Source organism: Variovorax sp. Root411 (genome assembly GCF_001425205.1).
Classification (GTDB): domain Bacteria; phylum Pseudomonadota; class Gammaproteobacteria; order Burkholderiales; family Burkholderiaceae_C; genus Variovorax.
In genome coordinates this window covers 141,415-155,475 of the sequence record NZ_LMDW01000004.1, presented here as the reverse complement: position 1 = coordinate 155,475, position 14,061 = coordinate 141,415, and the positions used below count along the sequence as shown (strand labels likewise).

The 14,061-nt window shown below is 67.9% G+C and carries 15 protein-coding genes; 5 read left to right on the top strand and 10 right to left on the bottom strand.

From position 1 onward, the window contains the following. The 5 genes from ASC92_RS28895 to ASC92_RS09395 all read left to right on the top strand — a co-directional run. On the top strand, nucleotides 1–290 hold a 290-nt coding region (locus ASC92_RS28895; protein ID WP_162245716.1), incomplete at its 5' end, for a hypothetical protein. A 19-nt stretch (nucleotides 291–309) separates the two neighbouring features. Beyond that, on the top strand, nucleotides 310–1,371 hold the full coding sequence (locus tag ASC92_RS09410) for a hypothetical protein (RefSeq protein WP_157609017.1): 1,062 nt from the start codon (nucleotides 310–312) through the stop codon (nucleotides 1,369–1,371). A gap of 18 nt (nucleotides 1,372–1,389) precedes the next feature. After that, nucleotides 1,390–2,148, top strand: a complete 759-nt coding sequence (locus tag ASC92_RS09405; protein WP_056513755.1) for a nuclease-related domain-containing protein — start codon at nucleotides 1,390–1,392, stop codon at nucleotides 2,146–2,148. A 4-nt stretch (nucleotides 2,149–2,152) separates the two neighbouring features. Beyond that, entirely contained in the window at nucleotides 2,153–2,842 is a 690-nt protein-coding gene (locus tag ASC92_RS09400) for a response regulator (RefSeq protein ID WP_056513753.1), read from the top strand. A 31-nt stretch (nucleotides 2,843–2,873) separates the two neighbouring features. Further along, entirely contained in the window at nucleotides 2,874–5,258 is a 2,385-nt protein-coding gene (locus ASC92_RS09395; RefSeq protein ID WP_056513750.1) for an LPS-assembly protein LptD, read from the top strand. A 239-nt stretch (nucleotides 5,259–5,497) separates the two neighbouring features. Here the strand turns inward: ASC92_RS09395 and ASC92_RS09390 are convergent, their stop codons facing one another. The 10 genes from ASC92_RS09390 to accC form a co-directional block, all read right to left on the bottom strand. Further along, nucleotides 5,498–6,340, bottom strand: coding sequence for an ABC transporter substrate-binding protein (locus tag ASC92_RS09390; RefSeq protein WP_056513747.1), 843 nt, complete (start codon nucleotides 6,338–6,340; stop codon nucleotides 5,498–5,500). A gap of 43 nt (nucleotides 6,341–6,383) precedes the next feature. Beyond that, nucleotides 6,384–7,118 (bottom strand): amino acid ABC transporter ATP-binding protein, encoded by a 735-nt coding sequence (locus ASC92_RS09385; protein ID WP_056513744.1) that lies wholly within the window; start codon nucleotides 7,116–7,118, stop codon nucleotides 6,384–6,386. A gap of 53 nt (nucleotides 7,119–7,171) precedes the next feature. Beyond that, nucleotides 7,172–7,930, bottom strand: coding sequence for an amino acid ABC transporter permease (locus ASC92_RS09380; protein WP_056513741.1), 759 nt, complete (start codon nucleotides 7,928–7,930; stop codon nucleotides 7,172–7,174). A 12-nt stretch (nucleotides 7,931–7,942) separates the two neighbouring features. Then, complete coding sequence (locus ASC92_RS09375; protein ID WP_056513737.1) at nucleotides 7,943–8,644, bottom strand: amino acid ABC transporter permease; 702 nt, start codon at nucleotides 8,642–8,644, stop codon at nucleotides 7,943–7,945. A gap of 40 nt (nucleotides 8,645–8,684) precedes the next feature. Then, entirely contained in the window at nucleotides 8,685–9,437 is a 753-nt protein-coding gene (locus tag ASC92_RS09370) for an SDR family oxidoreductase (protein WP_056513793.1), read from the bottom strand. A 169-nt stretch (nucleotides 9,438–9,606) separates the two neighbouring features. Beyond that, on the bottom strand, nucleotides 9,607–10,371 hold the full coding sequence (locus ASC92_RS09365) for a LamB/YcsF family protein (protein ID WP_056513734.1): 765 nt from the start codon (nucleotides 10,369–10,371) through the stop codon (nucleotides 9,607–9,609). 21 nt (nucleotides 10,372–10,392) lie between these two features. Then, nucleotides 10,393–10,791, bottom strand: a complete 399-nt coding sequence (locus tag ASC92_RS09360; RefSeq protein WP_056513731.1) for an acetyl-CoA carboxylase biotin carboxyl carrier protein — start codon at nucleotides 10,789–10,791, stop codon at nucleotides 10,393–10,395. Nucleotides 10,792–11,047: 256 nt separating this feature from the next. Beyond that, nucleotides 11,048–12,043, bottom strand: a complete 996-nt coding sequence (locus ASC92_RS09355; RefSeq protein WP_056513728.1) for a biotin-dependent carboxyltransferase family protein — start codon at nucleotides 12,041–12,043, stop codon at nucleotides 11,048–11,050. Beyond that, nucleotides 12,040–12,711 (bottom strand): 5-oxoprolinase subunit PxpB, encoded by a 672-nt coding sequence (gene pxpB / locus ASC92_RS09350; protein ID WP_056513725.1) that lies wholly within the window; start codon nucleotides 12,709–12,711, stop codon nucleotides 12,040–12,042. Before pxpB ends, ASC92_RS09355 begins: the two co-directional genes overlap by 4 nt. Then, nucleotides 12,708–14,060, bottom strand: a complete 1,353-nt coding sequence (gene accC / locus ASC92_RS09345) for an acetyl-CoA carboxylase biotin carboxylase subunit (RefSeq protein WP_056513722.1) — start codon at nucleotides 14,058–14,060, stop codon at nucleotides 12,708–12,710. The genes pxpB and accC overlap by 4 nt, the downstream gene beginning before the upstream one ends. Between the last annotated feature and the right edge of the window lies 1 nt (nucleotide 14,061).

Below are 14,061 nucleotides of genomic sequence, written 5' to 3'. Positions count from 1 at the left end.
CGAACAACGTGACGGACGATTGGGCAGAGGCCAGCCCGCAGACGGCCAGGGCAGCGAATGCCGTGAGGGTTTTCTTCATTCAGGGTTCTCCAGTTTCAGGTCTGATGCGGCCGTTCGGTATCGACCGGCTGTACGCATGGTTTCGTCCAAATCGGGAGGAATTTGGTGGATCGGTTCTCTGCCGCATCGAGTGTTGTGCGCGCACATCACACCGTGCGCGCATCGCGCTGCAGGCCGATCCGGAGGTCCTTCAAATTTCTCCCAATTCGCCTGAAAAGATCCACGCATGACGAAGCTGGAGACTCACAGGTGAAGCGTTCACGAATCCTGATGGCGGCGATGTGCGGTGCATTGGCCATCGCATGCGCCAGCACGAGCATCGCGATGGTTCACTCCACCTCGGTGCTCGCGGCGGGCATGTTCGTCGACCACAAGGCGCGCGCGCAGACACAAACGCAGGCGAGCGCGCAGCCCTGGTGGGCCGGCTTCGGAGACGCCGCAATGAACCGGCTCATGGCCGCATCGCAGGGCCCGGCCGAATCCGGCGTGGCCGCGGCCTACATCGCACTCAAGGTGAAGACGCTCGAGTTGCTCTATCTGGAGAACACGCACGCCGCGGTCGAGCGGCAGTCTGCGCTCATCCAGGGCAGCACGCTGCCGCACGACGACTTTGCGAAGCAGCTCGCAGCACGGCAGGCCAGCGCAGAGACCACCATCGGCAAGCTGAAGGCGCAGCGCGCCAACTACATCACGTACCTGGCCGCGCAATGCCACATGTCGGAAGCCTCAATGAATGAAATGCTCGCCGACGCGCTGCAAGACAAGGCGCTGCCCCGCTTCGCGGCCGAGGTGCCACGCGAACTTCCGATGTCCGTGCTGGCCAACAGGAACGACATCAACCTGGCCGCTGCTCTTTACGGTGCGGACCCGGCCGCGATGCCCGCCGGCGTCATCGACGCAACGGATGAAGCGCAGGACATCGAAGTGCCCGGCGAGCCTCCCTACGCGCACGCGGTCGTGCAGGCACGCGAGCAGGTCGCCGGGGCGCTGCACCGCCTGCAGATGCAGAGCGACATCGCGAACACCGCGTACGCGCGCGTCATGAACGCAAGGGCCGGCTTCGAGGCATCGAAGCAGCATCGCGACCGCGGCGACATCTCCGAAGTGCAGCTGATGGAGGACTTCCAGGGCCTGTTGCTCGACCTGCACGTGCTGGCCGCGGCCAATGGCGAGTTGGCGCTCGCATGGGTCGTCCTCATGGGAAGCATCGGAAACGGCGCATCGATCGATGCGGTTGCGGGTGCGCGATCGGCGCAGGCCGAGCAATTGCCGTTTCTGCACAAAGTCTCCCGAAAGTTGCGCAATCCTTGAAGTTCGAAGGAGCCTTACATGACCACTGCCTTGCATAAAGTCCCCGCCCGCCCCGTGCTCACGCTGGCCGGCCACGGACACCCGAAGCCGGACACTTCCGCGCTTGCGCGGCGCGCATGCCCTGCGGACGGCGAGCCGGCGAGCAGCACGGCAACCACGCTGGGCATGCAGCAGCTCACCAGCGCATTCCAGCCCGCATTCGGGCGGCTGCATGTGCTGCGGGACCTCGTCATTCCCATGTACGAAGGCAGCGCCGTGCCCACGGCCCGCTTCGACGTGGCACTGGTGTGCGAGGCCGGCGTGTACCTGTTCGAGGTGAAGGGCTGGCGCAACGCGGTGGTGTACCGCAAGACCTCGGCCCAGGCGCTGCCGCGCTGGTTCCTGCGCCAGCACGGGCATCCGCTGGCACGCGAAGTGAAAGACCCGGCCTGGCAGTGCGGCCGCAAGACCACGCACCTGCGCAGCCTGATGCCGCCCGACCTGCGCGTGCAGTACTTCGTGCTGCTGCCGTTCGAGGGCGTCGAGCTCGAAGGCGTGATGCCGTCCGTCGTCATCACGCCGCAGGACCTGCCCTACATCGCGCGCGTGGCGCGCAACAACGGGCGCACCGAGCAAGGCTACCCGCTGCTCGACGACGACGCCATCGGCCGCACGCTGCGGCTGCTGACCGACCTGCAGGGCGACCTGACGGTCGACGACCACATGAGGAACTGCCGCGACAGGAGCACGCAGGCCCCGGTCAGGGCGGCGCATCCGGGCGTCCTGAAACTTCAGTGACGCGATGAGCCGCATCCTGCTGGTGGAGGAAGGGCGCGAGGCCGCGTCGGTGCTGCTGGACGAGATGCATCGCGCCGGGCACGAGGTCGACCACATCGACGACGGCGCGGTCGCGCTGCATCGCATCCTGACCTCGCCGCCGGCGCTCACCCTGCTCGACGTCGAACTGCCGCACGTCAGCGGCCTGCAGATTCTGGAGAAGATCCGCGCGCGCAGCGACCATCCGATCATCATGCTGACGGCGCGCAGCGACGAAGCCGACCGGCTGCGCGGCTTCGAACTGGGCGCGGACGACTACGTGTGCAAGCCCTTTTCTCCGAAGGAAGTCGTGGTGCGCATCCACGTGGTGCTGCGGCGCTATGCGCAGCGCCGCAGCGTCGTGCACCCTTCAGTGCCGATCACCTTCGGGGCGGTGCGCGGCTGCGCGATTCTCGACGGGCACTACCTGCCGCTGACGCGCCGCGAGTCGCTGCTGCTGCGCGCGCTTTCGCAGGAGCCCGGGCGGGTGCTGACGCGGTCGAAGCTGCTGGAAGCCGCCTTCCCGGAGGCGCTCGACGTCAACGAACGCGTGGTCGACACCCACATCAAGAACCTCAGGAAGAAGCTGGCCACCGTCTCGACCGCGCACGACTGGATCCGCTCGGTCTATGGCGTCGGCTTTGCATGGGAATCGCAGGCCAGGCAAGGCGCCTGACCCGACGCCGGCTTCCAAGAAATCTTCTCTCATGAAACTACGCTGGCGCGGTTTTCCGCTGCCGCCGATGGTGTTGCTGTCGCTGCTCCTGCTGCGCCCGCAGGCGGCCTCGGCACAGGACACATGGACCGAGGCGCCGATGACGCTGCGCCGCACGCCGCAGCTCGCGGAGACCATCGCACCGGCCGAGCGCGGCATGCGCCCGAGCCTGGTCGACGGCGACAGGCTCAGTGAGCGCCCGGACCTCGAAGTGGTGGTCGAAGGCAATGCCTCGCTGCGGCGCGGCGACACGCGCATCACCGCCGACCGGCTCGAATACCAGCCGCCGGGCGACCTGGCCACGGCCAGCGGCAACGTGCACCTGAACCAGGCCGGCAACGTGTACGAGGGCCCCGAGCTGCACCTGAAGGTCGAGAGCTTCGAGGGCTTCTTCGACCACGTGCGCTACACGCTGCTGGCCAATGGCGCGCACGGCGAGGCCGAGCGCATCGACTTCGTCGACCCCAAGGTGTCGGTGGCCCGGCATGCCACCTACACCACCTGCCTGCGCGAGAACTACACGGGCTGGATGCCCGCGTGGATGCTCACCGCCGTCACGCTGACCACCGACAGCGAAACCAACCTCGCGACGGCGACCGATGCGCAGATCAGCTTCCTGGGCGTGACCACGCCCTCGCTGCCGTCGGTGAGCTTCCCGCTCAACAACGCGCGCCAGAGCGGCCTGCTGCCGCCGGTGATCGGCTACGACACCACCAACGGCTTCGAGTACCTGCAGCCCTGGTACTGGAACATCGCGGCGAACCGCGACCTCACGCTGTACCCCGAGATCATGACCAGCCGGGGCGTGAACCTCGGCACCGAGTTCCGCTACCTGGAAAAGACCTACAGCGGTCAGATCCGCGTGGACGAGATGCCGAGCGACAGCCTGCGCGGCATCAACCGCTGGGGCCTGTGGGCCAAGCACAACCAGCAGTTCGACCCCAAGCCCTTCGGGCTCGACTCGCTGAGCACCTCGTTCAACATCAACCGCGTGAGCGACGACGACTACTGGCGCGACTTCTCCCACACGCCCACGCTGACCTCGCGCACGCTCACGAACGAGGCCGACCTCAACTGGAGCAAGGGCGACTGGAGCGGCCAGGCGCGCACCCTCTCCTACCAGACGCTGCAGTACGCGGCCTCGCCGATCACGCCCTCGTACAACCGCGTTCCGCAGATCACGGCCAACTACAACAAGTACGACTGGCACGGCCTCGACGTGTCGGGCACGCTGGACTACACGCGCTTCGAGGTCGATTCGGCCTACTCGCCCACGCTCAACGGCATCAAGCAGCCCAACGGAGAGCGCGTGGTCGGCAACCTGCAGATCAGCCGCCCGTGGGTCACGCCGGGCGGCTACATCATTCCGAAGCTGCTGCTGCACACGGCCGCCTACCAGCTCGATTCGCCACTGGCCAGCGGCGCGACCTCCATCAGCAGCGTAGTGCCGACCGTGAGCCTGGACAGCGGCCTGGTGTTCGAGCGCGATGCCAGCCTGTTCGGCCGCGCCTGGCGGCAGACGCTGGAGCCGCGCGCCTTCTATGTGCACACACCCTACCGCGACCAGAGCCAGCTGCCGGTGTACGACACCGCCACCAACGACATCAGCTTTGCCACGCTCTACACCGAGAACGCGTTCTCGGGCAACGACCGCATCTCCGACACGAACACGCTGACCACGGGCGTGAGCACGCGCCTGATCGACCCGGCCACTGGCGCCGAGTCGGCACGCTTCGGCATCGCGCAGCGCTTTCGCTTCAGCGACCAGAACGTCACGCTGCCGAGCGGCACCGCCGTGACCGACCGAACGGGCGACTTCATCGTCGGCGGGCTGGTGCACTGGAGCCCGAAGTGGAGCATCGACGGCGTCGCGCAATACAACATGGACACCGGCAAGAGCTCGCGCGACGCGCTCACCCTGCGCTATACGCCCGCGCCGTATCACACGCTGACCGCGGCCTACCGCTACCAGGCGGACAGCAGCTCGACCGCGGACGACGGCACGAAGACGATCGACTTGAACTGGCAATGGCCGCTGAGCGAGCTGACGCGGGGGCTCTTCGGCGAAAGAAAACCCGGCGACCCGGGACGCTGGTATGCGGTGGGACGGCTGAGCTACAGCCTGCACGACCGCGCGATGTCGGACAGCCTGATCGGCGCGGAATACAACGCCTGCTGCTGGGTCGGGCGCATCGTGCTCGAGCGGCTGGTGTCGGGCCGCACGACGCCGGACACGCGGCTGATGTTCCAGATCCAGTTCAACGGCTTCGGCAACGTCGGCTCGAACCCGACGAGCACGCTGCTGCAGAACATCCAGGGCTACCAGCCGCTGAATACGCAGACGCAGGAACCCAGCCGGTTCACCAACTACGACTGAGGTCTCTTGTGCTCTTGTGCTCTTGTTCAGGGCGCGTGCACAGGCCGCCGGGTACTCCCCTCCGCGAATGTCCCCCGCTTCGCTCCTCCTTTATTTCGCTGCGGGGAGCACCCTCTGAACGATCACGCCGATGCGGGGGCCTTTTTCGCGAAATAAAGGAGGAGCGAAGCGGGGGACATTCGCGAAAAAGGTCACCGCGTCGGCGTGAGCGCGCCCCGAAAGTCCCCGCACAGCCTCAATCAAGGCAGCAGTTCGAACTTCAGGTCGGCCAGCGGCATGACCTTCTCTTCGCGCACCATCTTGTATTCGGTGTTCGGGCCCAGCCACTTGGCCCAGATGCGGTCGAGCTCGCCCGACTTCTCCAGCGCATAGAGCGCGCCGTTCACCTTGGCCAGCAGCGCGGGCTCGTCCTTCTTCATGCCGATGCCGATGGGCTGCAGCACCATGGGTTCCTTGATCATCTTCAGCGCCACGCCTTCGGTCTTCGACTGATTGACCAGCTTGGTGATGGTCATGGTGTTGGCGACCATACCGATCGACTTGTTCTGCTGCACCGCCATGAAGGCCGAGCCCGTGTCCTGGAAAGTGACCGGCTCCGAGCCGTTCATCTTGATCGACAGCTCGGAGGTCGAGCCCTTGGTGGAGCTCAGGCGCTTGCCCTTGAAGTCGGCCTTGGCCGTGCCGGGGTCGGAGGCCTTCACGGCCAGCATCTCCTTGGCCACGTAGTACGGGTCGCTGAACTGGATCTGCTCGCCGCGGCTCTTGGTGTAGGCCAGGTTGGCGATGGTCACGTCGACGCGGCCGAGCTTCACCTCGGGCACGCGCGCTTCCACCGACAGCGGCGTGACCTTGGCGGTGAGGCCGAGTTCCTTGGCCACGGCATGGCACAGGTCGACGTCGTGGCCCACCATCTCGCGCGTCTTCGGGTCGGGTGCGGCGAACGGGGGTACGTCGGCGAAGGTGCCGCACTTGAGTTCCTTGCGCTGGGCAATGTCGCTCCACTGGTCGGCATGCGCCAGCAGGGACGACGCAGCAAGGCAGGCGCCGATGGCGGCGAGGCGGAAGACGGTCTTGTTCGACATGGTGGACTCCTGGGAGATTGCGAAGGGAAACGCGGGTGGGAATTCAGTGCGCGCGCAGGTCCGACAGGAAGCGCTGCGCGCGCGGATGCTGCGGACTGCCGAAGAAGGTGGCGGGGTCGGCCGTTTCGAGGATGCGCCCCGCGTCCATGAACCAGACGCGGTCGGCCACCTCGCGGGCGAAGTTCATCTCGTGCGTGACGCACATCATCGTCATGCCGTCGTGCGCCAGCCCGCGCATCACCGACAGCACCTCGCCGACCATCTCGGGGTCGAGCGCACTGGTGGGCTCGTCGAACAGCATGGCCGGCGGCTCCATCGCCAGCGCGCGGGCGATCGCCACGCGCTGCTGCTGGCCACCCGACAGCTGCGCCGGGTACGCGCCCGCCTTGTTCGACAGGCCGACGCGTTCGAGCAGCTGCCCGGCCTTGGCCTTCGCGTCGGCGCGCTTCACGCCAAGTACGCGCATCGGCGACAGCATGATGTTCTCCAGCACCGACAGGTGCGGAAACAGGTTGAAGCTCTGGAACACGAAGCCGATGCGGCTGCGCAGCTTGTTGAGCGCCTTGCCGCTCATGGGCGCGTGGATGTCATGGCCGTCGAACAGCAGCTTCCCCGACTTCACTTCCTCCAGCCGGTTCACGGTGCGGATCAGCGTCGACTTGCCGGAGCCCGAGGGTCCGCAGACCACCACGACCTCGCCCTTCTTCACCTCGGCGTTGATGTCGGCCAGCGCCTGGTAGTCGCCGTACCACTTGTTGATGTTCGAAAACAGGATCATGGTGTCGTCCTTGGCGGGCTGTTGTGCCTGCCCTGCGGGGTGTGGAACGGTCGTCATGGCTGCGTCACCACTGGGGTCGGGAGCGGCGCGCCGTCTTCGGCGGACTTCACCGCCGCGGCGCCGAGCCGCTTGTACGCGATGCGCCGCTCCAGCCATTGCGCCAGCTGCGTGAGGCTGAAGCACACCACGTAGTAGGTCATCGCCAGGATGAAGAACACCTGGAACGGCTTGGTCAGCAGCTGGTTGTTGATCTGGTTGGCCGCGAAGGTGAGTTCCTGCACGTTGATCACGTAGCCCAGCGTGGTCTCCTTGATGGTGGAGATGAACTGGCTCAGCATGCTCGGCAGCATGTTGTAGAGCGCCTGCGGCAGGATCACGAACCACATGGTGCTCAGGTGGCTGTGGCCGAGCGCGCGCGCCGCCTCGCCCTGGCCCTTGGGCAGCGACTGGATGCCGGCGCGCACCACCTCAGAGAGGTAGGCGCCTTCGTAGATCACCAGCGTGCACAGCATGGTGGTGAAGCCCGACACGTCCCGCCCGATAAGGATCGGCACGAGAAAGTAGACCCACAGGATCACCATCAGCAGCGGCACGCCGCGCACGACATACACGAGCACGGCAGCGGGCCAGTTCAGCAACCGCCAGGGCGACAGCCGCGCCAGCGCGAGCAGCACCGACAGCGGAAAGGCCAGCACGATGCCCAGCACCGAGAGGATCAGGGTGGCGACGATGCCGCCGAGCGGGCCGCTCGGGTACTGGCCGACCAGCAGCAGCAGCCAGTTGTCGCGAAGGATTTCGTAGACGCTGTACATCGGGTGCCTCGCTTACCTTGCGCCGGCGATGCGGTAGCGCCGCGCCAGCCATCCGCCCACCGCCATGATGAGCAGCGAGCACAGCAGGTACAGCACCGTCGCCACGCTGTAGGCCTCGAAGGTGCGAAAGCTCTGGCTCTCGATTTCCTTCACCGCGTGCGTCAGTTCGGCCACGCCGATGGCCATGGCCAGGCTGCTGTTCTTGAAGAGCGACACGCTGTGGTTGACCAGCGCCGGCACCGCGTTGCGGATGGCCTGCGGCAGCATCACGTGGCGCATCGAGCCGATGTAGCCGTGGCCCAGTGCGCGCGCCGCCTCGGCCTGCCCGGCGGGAATTGCGCGAAGGCCGGAGCGCATGTCTTCGCTGAAGTAGGCCGCCTGGCACAGGCCGAGCGCGACGATCGACAGCAGCCGCTCGGCGTTGTGCACCGACAGCCAGCCCTGCAGCGCGTCGGGCAGCAGGCTGAAGATGCCGAAGTACCAGAACATGAGCTGCACCAGCGTAGGCACGTTGCGGTGGTAGGAGACATAGCCGGCCACCACGCGTTCGGCGATGCGGTTGGGCGTGAGCCGCACCATCAGCAGCACGATGGCCATGGTCATGGCGAGCAGCCACGAGCCCGCGGCGATCTTCAGCGTCTCCTGCAGGCCGTGCAGCAGCATGGCACCGAACTCCGGTTTCAGCAGGATCGCCAGCAGGTCGAAGTCTTTCATGCGCTCGGTTCCTTTGCGTGGCTTGCCGCGATTGCGCCGCTCAGGCCTGCGGCGCTTCCGGCCGCGTGGTCGACAGGCCGCCGGGCACCTGCAGCGTGGGCGTGATTTCCATGTGGCCCACGTTCACCGCGATGGGCGCCGCAATGGCGAAGGCGATGGCATTGGCGATGTCCTCGGCCTGCGGCAGCTCGAAGCCTTCGACGAAGCGCTTGTAGGTGTCCTCGGAGTCGCCGTGCACGTGCGCGAAGATGTCGGTGGCCACGCGCCCCGGACAGATCTCGGTGACCCGCACGCGCTTGCCGAAGCAGTCGATGCGCAGCTGGCGCGACAGCATGCTCACGGCCGCCTTGGTCGCGTGGTAGGTGCTGTTGCCGCCGAAGTTGTAGGCCGCGGCAATGGAGCTGATGTTGACCACGTGCCCGCGGTCGCGCGCCGCCATGCCGGGCACCACGAGCCGGCACAGGTGCAGCACGGCGCGCAGATTCACGTCCACCAGCAGGTCGATGCCTTCGGCGTCGGCCTTGAGGATGGAGCCGGGGCGGTCCACGCCGGCGTTGTTGACCAGCACGTCGAATTCGATTTCCCTGGTCAGTCGCGTGACCGCCTCGAGGTCGGCCACGTCGACGGCGTGCGGCACGCAGCCGGTGCGCGCGGCCAGGTCGGCCAGTTTGTCGGCGCTGCGCGCGAGCGCATGCACCTTCAGGCCTTCCTTGCTCAGGCGCTCGACCACGGCGGCGCCGATGCCCGACGAGGCTCCCGTCACCAGCGCGGTCTTGTAGTCGGAAAACGGCATGTTGTGTTCTTTCATTGAGACGGCAGACGTCTGCCTGGAATTCACTGTAGCCAGCGCCCGTGCGCGGCGCCAAGACGGAATGGCTGTGGAGAGATAAGCCGCCCTTATGTCGCCCGGCATCCGTGCATATGACCAAGGGTAAGCACCATGTTCGTGCCCTTGCGCGTCGTCAGATCGACTGCCTGGAAATGGGCACCACGCGCCCTGCCTGTTCGACCACGCCGCGCACGGCGCGCGCCAGTTCCACCGCGCCGGGGGTGTCGCCGTGCAGCAGGATCGAATGAACGCGCATCGGGATCTTCTTGCCGGTGTAGCTGGCGACGGTGCCGTCTTCGAGCAACTGGCGCACGCGCGCCAGCACCGCGTCGCGGTCGTGGATGACGGCGTCGGGCAACTTGCGCGGCACCAGCAGGCCGTCGTCGCCGCAGGCGCGGTCGGCCAGGAAGGTGGTGCGCACGCGCAGGCCGCAGCGTTCGGCGGCCCCTTCGATGGCGCGGCTGGCCGAGGTGCTGACGGTGAGCGTGGGGTCGAAGTCGGCCACGGCGCGCACCAGCGGCTCGGCCAGCGCGGCGTCGGCGGCGGCCATGTTGCCGAGCGCGCCGTGGAAGCTCATGTGCGTCATGCGGTGGCCGGCGGTGCGGGCCATGCCATCGAGCGCGCTGAGCTGGTAGAGCACGTAGGCCACCAGCTCCTTCGTCTCGATCTGCATCTGCCGGCGGCCGAAACCCATCAGGTCGGGAAAGCCGACGTGCGCGCCCACATCGACGCCACGCTGGAGCGCCATGCGAACGGTGCGGTCCATGATGACCGGGTCGCCCGCATGGAACCCGCAGGCCACGTTGGCGGAGGAGACGATGTCCAGCAAGGCTTCGTCCTCGCCCATGCGCCAGGGGCCGAAGCCTTCGCCAAGGTCTGCGTTCAGGTCGATGTCCATGGGGGTGTCCTTCACGTCTTTTCAGAGGGGGTGCAGGTCGACCAGCGGCGTGCCGTAGCCGACGGTGGCGGCATCGTCCACACGGATGTTTTCGACGACGCCGGGCTGCGGCGTTGTGACGGGCAGCAGCAGCGGGCCGATCTTCAGCAGGCCCACGGTTTGGCCGGCTTCCACGCGCTGGCCTGTGCGGACCAACGGTGCGGTGGTCAGCGGGTGGCTGTGCAGGAACACGCCGACCGAGGGGGCGTCGATCGGCAGGAGTTCGGGCTCCTCTGCTTCTTCCACCGGCAGTTCAACGATGCCGTCGCCCAGCCGGCCGAGGCGCAGCGTGCCCTCGGGCGTACGCAGTTCGAGCAGGCCGATGTCGGTGCCGGAGAGCCAGGCGGCCAGCTGCGGGGTGCGGAGTGCGGTGTCCTGCATGTCAGTTCTTTCCGGGGTGCGTGCACAGGCCGCCGGGTACTCCCCTCCGCGAATGTCCCCCGCTTCGCTCCTCCTTTATTTCGCTGCGGGGAGCACCCGACGCCCCGTGCACGACGACGGCGGGGTGCCTTGCGCAGCGAAATAAAGGAGGAGCGAAGCGGGGGACATTCGCGGAGCAAGGTACCCCGTCGGCGTGAGCGCGCCCTGAACAACGCGCCTCACACACAACGCGACGAATCGAAGAGCGGTTTTTCATCTACGCCCTCGCCGCAGCCACAGGCGCGCCACGATGCAGCGCCACCATGCGCGCCACCTTGTCGAGCCAGGCGCGCACTTCGTCGAGTGCGTCCAGCGCCTCGTCCCAGGTGGCTTCGACAAAACGAACACGGCTGCCGATGGGCGCTTGCCCGAGGCGCCACATGTCGGCCTCGATCACTGTGCCGAACTTGGGGTAGCCGCCTGACGGCTGGGCGTCGCGCATCTGGATGATCGGCTGCCCGTTGTGCGGCACCTGGATGACGCCGGGGACGATGCCGTGCGAGCGCAGTTCCATCGGCGCGATGGGGCGCAGCGGCTCGCCTTCCAGGCGGTAGCCGTAGCGGTCGCTCTGCGGGGTGATCTTCCATTCGCCGGCCCAGAAGGCGTCGCGCGAAGCGGGCTCGAAGGCCATGTACTCGGCCGCAGGCAACACGCGCACGGCCGCGACGCCGTCGCGCTGCAGCGGCAGTGCGAGCGCGGGCGGCACGAGGCCGAAGCCGGTGCGGCAAGTGCTGCCCGTGGCCGCTGCGCGCAGCACATGGCCCCGGCGCAGCGCGCGTCCCTCGTGCCCACCGAAGGCACCGCGCAGTTGCGTGCTGCGCGAGCCCAGTACCTCGGGCACGTCGATGCCGCCGGCCACGCACAGCACGGCGCGGCTGCCGCGCTGCGCGCCGCCTTGCGGCAGGCCCAGCGTGAGCACCTGGCCGGCGCGCGCCTGGTGCACCCACCATGGCAGCAGCGGCTGGTCGTCGAGCCGGGCCGCGCAATCGGCGCCCGTTAGTGCGAAGGCGCAGTTTTCGGCGAAACGGACCTTGAAGGGGAACACCGGCACCTCGACGGCGGCGGCGCCCAGTTCGTTGCCCAGCAACAGGTTGCCCGCGGCCAGCGCGAGGTTGTCCATGGCGCCGGAGGTGCCGACGCCCCAGCGCAGGCTGCCGGTGCGGCCCAGGTCCTGCACGGTGGCGAGCGCTGCGGATGAGAGGATTTCGATCATCGGACGATGCCCTCCACGCGGAAGCGGATCATGTCGCCCGGCTGCAGCATCGCGGGCGGGTCTTGTGCTGGATCGAAGAACACCATCGAGGTGCTGCCGATGGTGTTCCAGCCGCTGGGGCCGGCCGAGGCCGACACGCCGGTCTGCGCGCCGCCGATCGACACCGCGCCACCGGGGATGCTCAGCACCGGCACCTTGCGGCGCGGCGTCGCGATGCGCGAGTCCATGCCGCCCAGGTAGCAGTAGCCGGGGTGGCTGCCGAGTGCATACACCGGGTAGAGCGGCGCGCTGTGCAGCTCGACGATGGCGTCGATGCCCAGGCCCGTGTGCGCCATCACGTCGGCCATGTGCGGGCCGCCCTCGCCGCCGTAGACCACCGGGAGCTCGACCACGCGGCCTTCGCGCGGCACGGCGGTGGTGGCGTCCCAGGCGTCGCACAGGCGCGTGCGCAGCGCGTCGAGGTGGCGTGGCGCGCGCGTGAAGGTGAGCATCAGGTTGTTCATGCCGGGCACGGCCTCGCGCACTTCGGGCCAGGTCTCGGCCTCGTGGGCCAGCGCCCAGATGCGCTGCTGGGAAGGCAGGTTCATGTCGCCGGGCGCTTCGAACAGCAGCGCGGTGGTGCCCAGCAGGCTGGTGGACGGTGAGGTCGAGGATGTCTGTGCGCTCACGCCGCGCTCCTTTGCTGCAGCCAGCGTTCGAGGTGGTGGATGTCGACGCCACCCGCGGCAAAGCCTTCGTCGCGCAGCAGCGCGCGGTGCAGCGGCACGTTGGTGGCAATGCCCTCGATGCGCGTCTCGGCCAGCGCCAGGCGCATGCGGTCGAGCGCATCGGCGCGGGTCTCGCCGTGCACGATGAGCTTGGCGATCATCGAGTCGTAGTACGGCGGCACGCGGTAGCCGGCGCCCGCATGCGAATCGACGCGCACGCCGAAGCCGCCGGGCACCTGCCAGCCGGTGATGCGGCCCGGCGCTGGCGCGAAGGTGTCGGGGTTCTCGGCATTGATGCGGCACTCGACGGCGTGGCCCTGGCAGCGCACGTCGGCCTGCGCGAGCGACAGGCGTTCGCCGCGCGCCATGCGCAGCTGCTGCTGCACGATGTCGATGCCGGTGGTCATCTCGGTCACCGGGTGCTCGACCTGCAGGCGCGTGTTCATCTCGATGAAATAGAAGGCGCCCTTCTCGTAGAGAAACTCGAAAGTGCCCACGCCGCAGTAGCCGATCTGCCGGCACGCGGCCGCGCAGCGCTCGCCCACCTCGGCCATCAGCGCGTCGTCGATGCCGGGCGCGGGCGCCTCCTCGATCACCTTCTGGTGGCGGCGCTGCAGCGAGCAGTCGCGGCTGCCCAGCCACACGGCGTTGCCATGGCTGTCGGCCAGCACCTGGATCTCGACGTGCCGCGGATGCAGCAAGAACTTCTCGATGTAGACCTCGGGGTTGCCGAAGGCCTGGCGCGCTTCCTCGCGCGTAAGCGCCATGGCGTGCAGCAGCGCAGCCTCTTCGTGCACCACGCGCATGCCGCGCCCGCCGCCGCCGCCCGCGGCTTTCACGATCACCGGATAGCCGATGCCGCGCGCCAGGGCCAGCACGGTGGCCGGGTCGTCGGGCAGCGGCTCGTCGGGACCGGGCACGCAGGGCACGCCGGCCTTGCGCATCGCGCGCTTGGCCGAGACCTTGTCGCCCATCGTGCGGATGCAGGCGGCACTGGGCCCGACGAACACGAGGCCCGCTTCCTCGACGCGCGCGGCAAAGCCCGCGTTTTCCGAGAGAAAACCGTAGCCGGGGTGGATCGCCTGCGCGCCGCTCACCTCGGCCGCGAACAGGATGGCGGACTGGTTCAGGTAGCTAAGGCCCGGCGCTGCCGGCCCGATGCACAGCGCCTGGTCGGCTTGCGCGACATACATCGCATCGCGGTCGGCCTCGGAGTGCACGACCACCGTGCGCAGGCCGAGCCCCCGGCAGGCGCGCTGGATGCGCAGGGCGATCTCGCCGCGGTTGGCAATGAGCACGGTGTCGAACATC

Bases quoted from the DNA above. Each gene is read 5' to 3' on its own strand.
- ASC92_RS09365 (WP_056513734.1), bottom strand. From the start codon at position 10,371: ATGGACATCGACCTGAACGCAGACCTTGGCGAAGGCTTCGGCCCCTGG.
- accC (WP_056513722.1), bottom strand. From the start codon at position 14,060: ATGTTCGACACCGTGCTCATTGCCAACCGCGGCGAGATCGCCCTGCGC.
- ASC92_RS09395 (WP_056513750.1), top strand. From the start codon at position 2,874: ATGAAACTACGCTGGCGCGGTTTTCCGCTGCCGCCGATGGTGTTGCTG.
- ASC92_RS09390 (WP_056513747.1), bottom strand. From the start codon at position 6,340: ATGTCGAACAAGACCGTCTTCCGCCTCGCCGCCATCGGCGCCTGCCTT.
- ASC92_RS09375 (WP_056513737.1), bottom strand. From the start codon at position 8,644: ATGAAAGACTTCGACCTGCTGGCGATCCTGCTGAAACCGGAGTTCGGT.
- ASC92_RS09405 (WP_056513755.1), top strand. From the start codon at position 1,390: ATGACCACTGCCTTGCATAAAGTCCCCGCCCGCCCCGTGCTCACGCTG.
- ASC92_RS09400 (WP_056513753.1), top strand. From the start codon at position 2,153: ATGAGCCGCATCCTGCTGGTGGAGGAAGGGCGCGAGGCCGCGTCGGTG.
- ASC92_RS09385 (WP_056513744.1), bottom strand. From the start codon at position 7,118: ATGATCCTGTTTTCGAACATCAACAAGTGGTACGGCGACTACCAGGCG.
- ASC92_RS09380 (WP_056513741.1), bottom strand. From the start codon at position 7,930: ATGTACAGCGTCTACGAAATCCTTCGCGACAACTGGCTGCTGCTGCTG.
- ASC92_RS09360 (WP_056513731.1), bottom strand. From the start codon at position 10,791: ATGCAGGACACCGCACTCCGCACCCCGCAGCTGGCCGCCTGGCTCTCC.
- ASC92_RS09370 (WP_056513793.1), bottom strand. From the start codon at position 9,437: ATGCCGTTTTCCGACTACAAGACCGCGCTGGTGACGGGAGCCTCGTCG.
- ASC92_RS09355 (WP_056513728.1), bottom strand. From the start codon at position 12,043: ATGATCGAAATCCTCTCATCCGCAGCGCTCGCCACCGTGCAGGACCTG.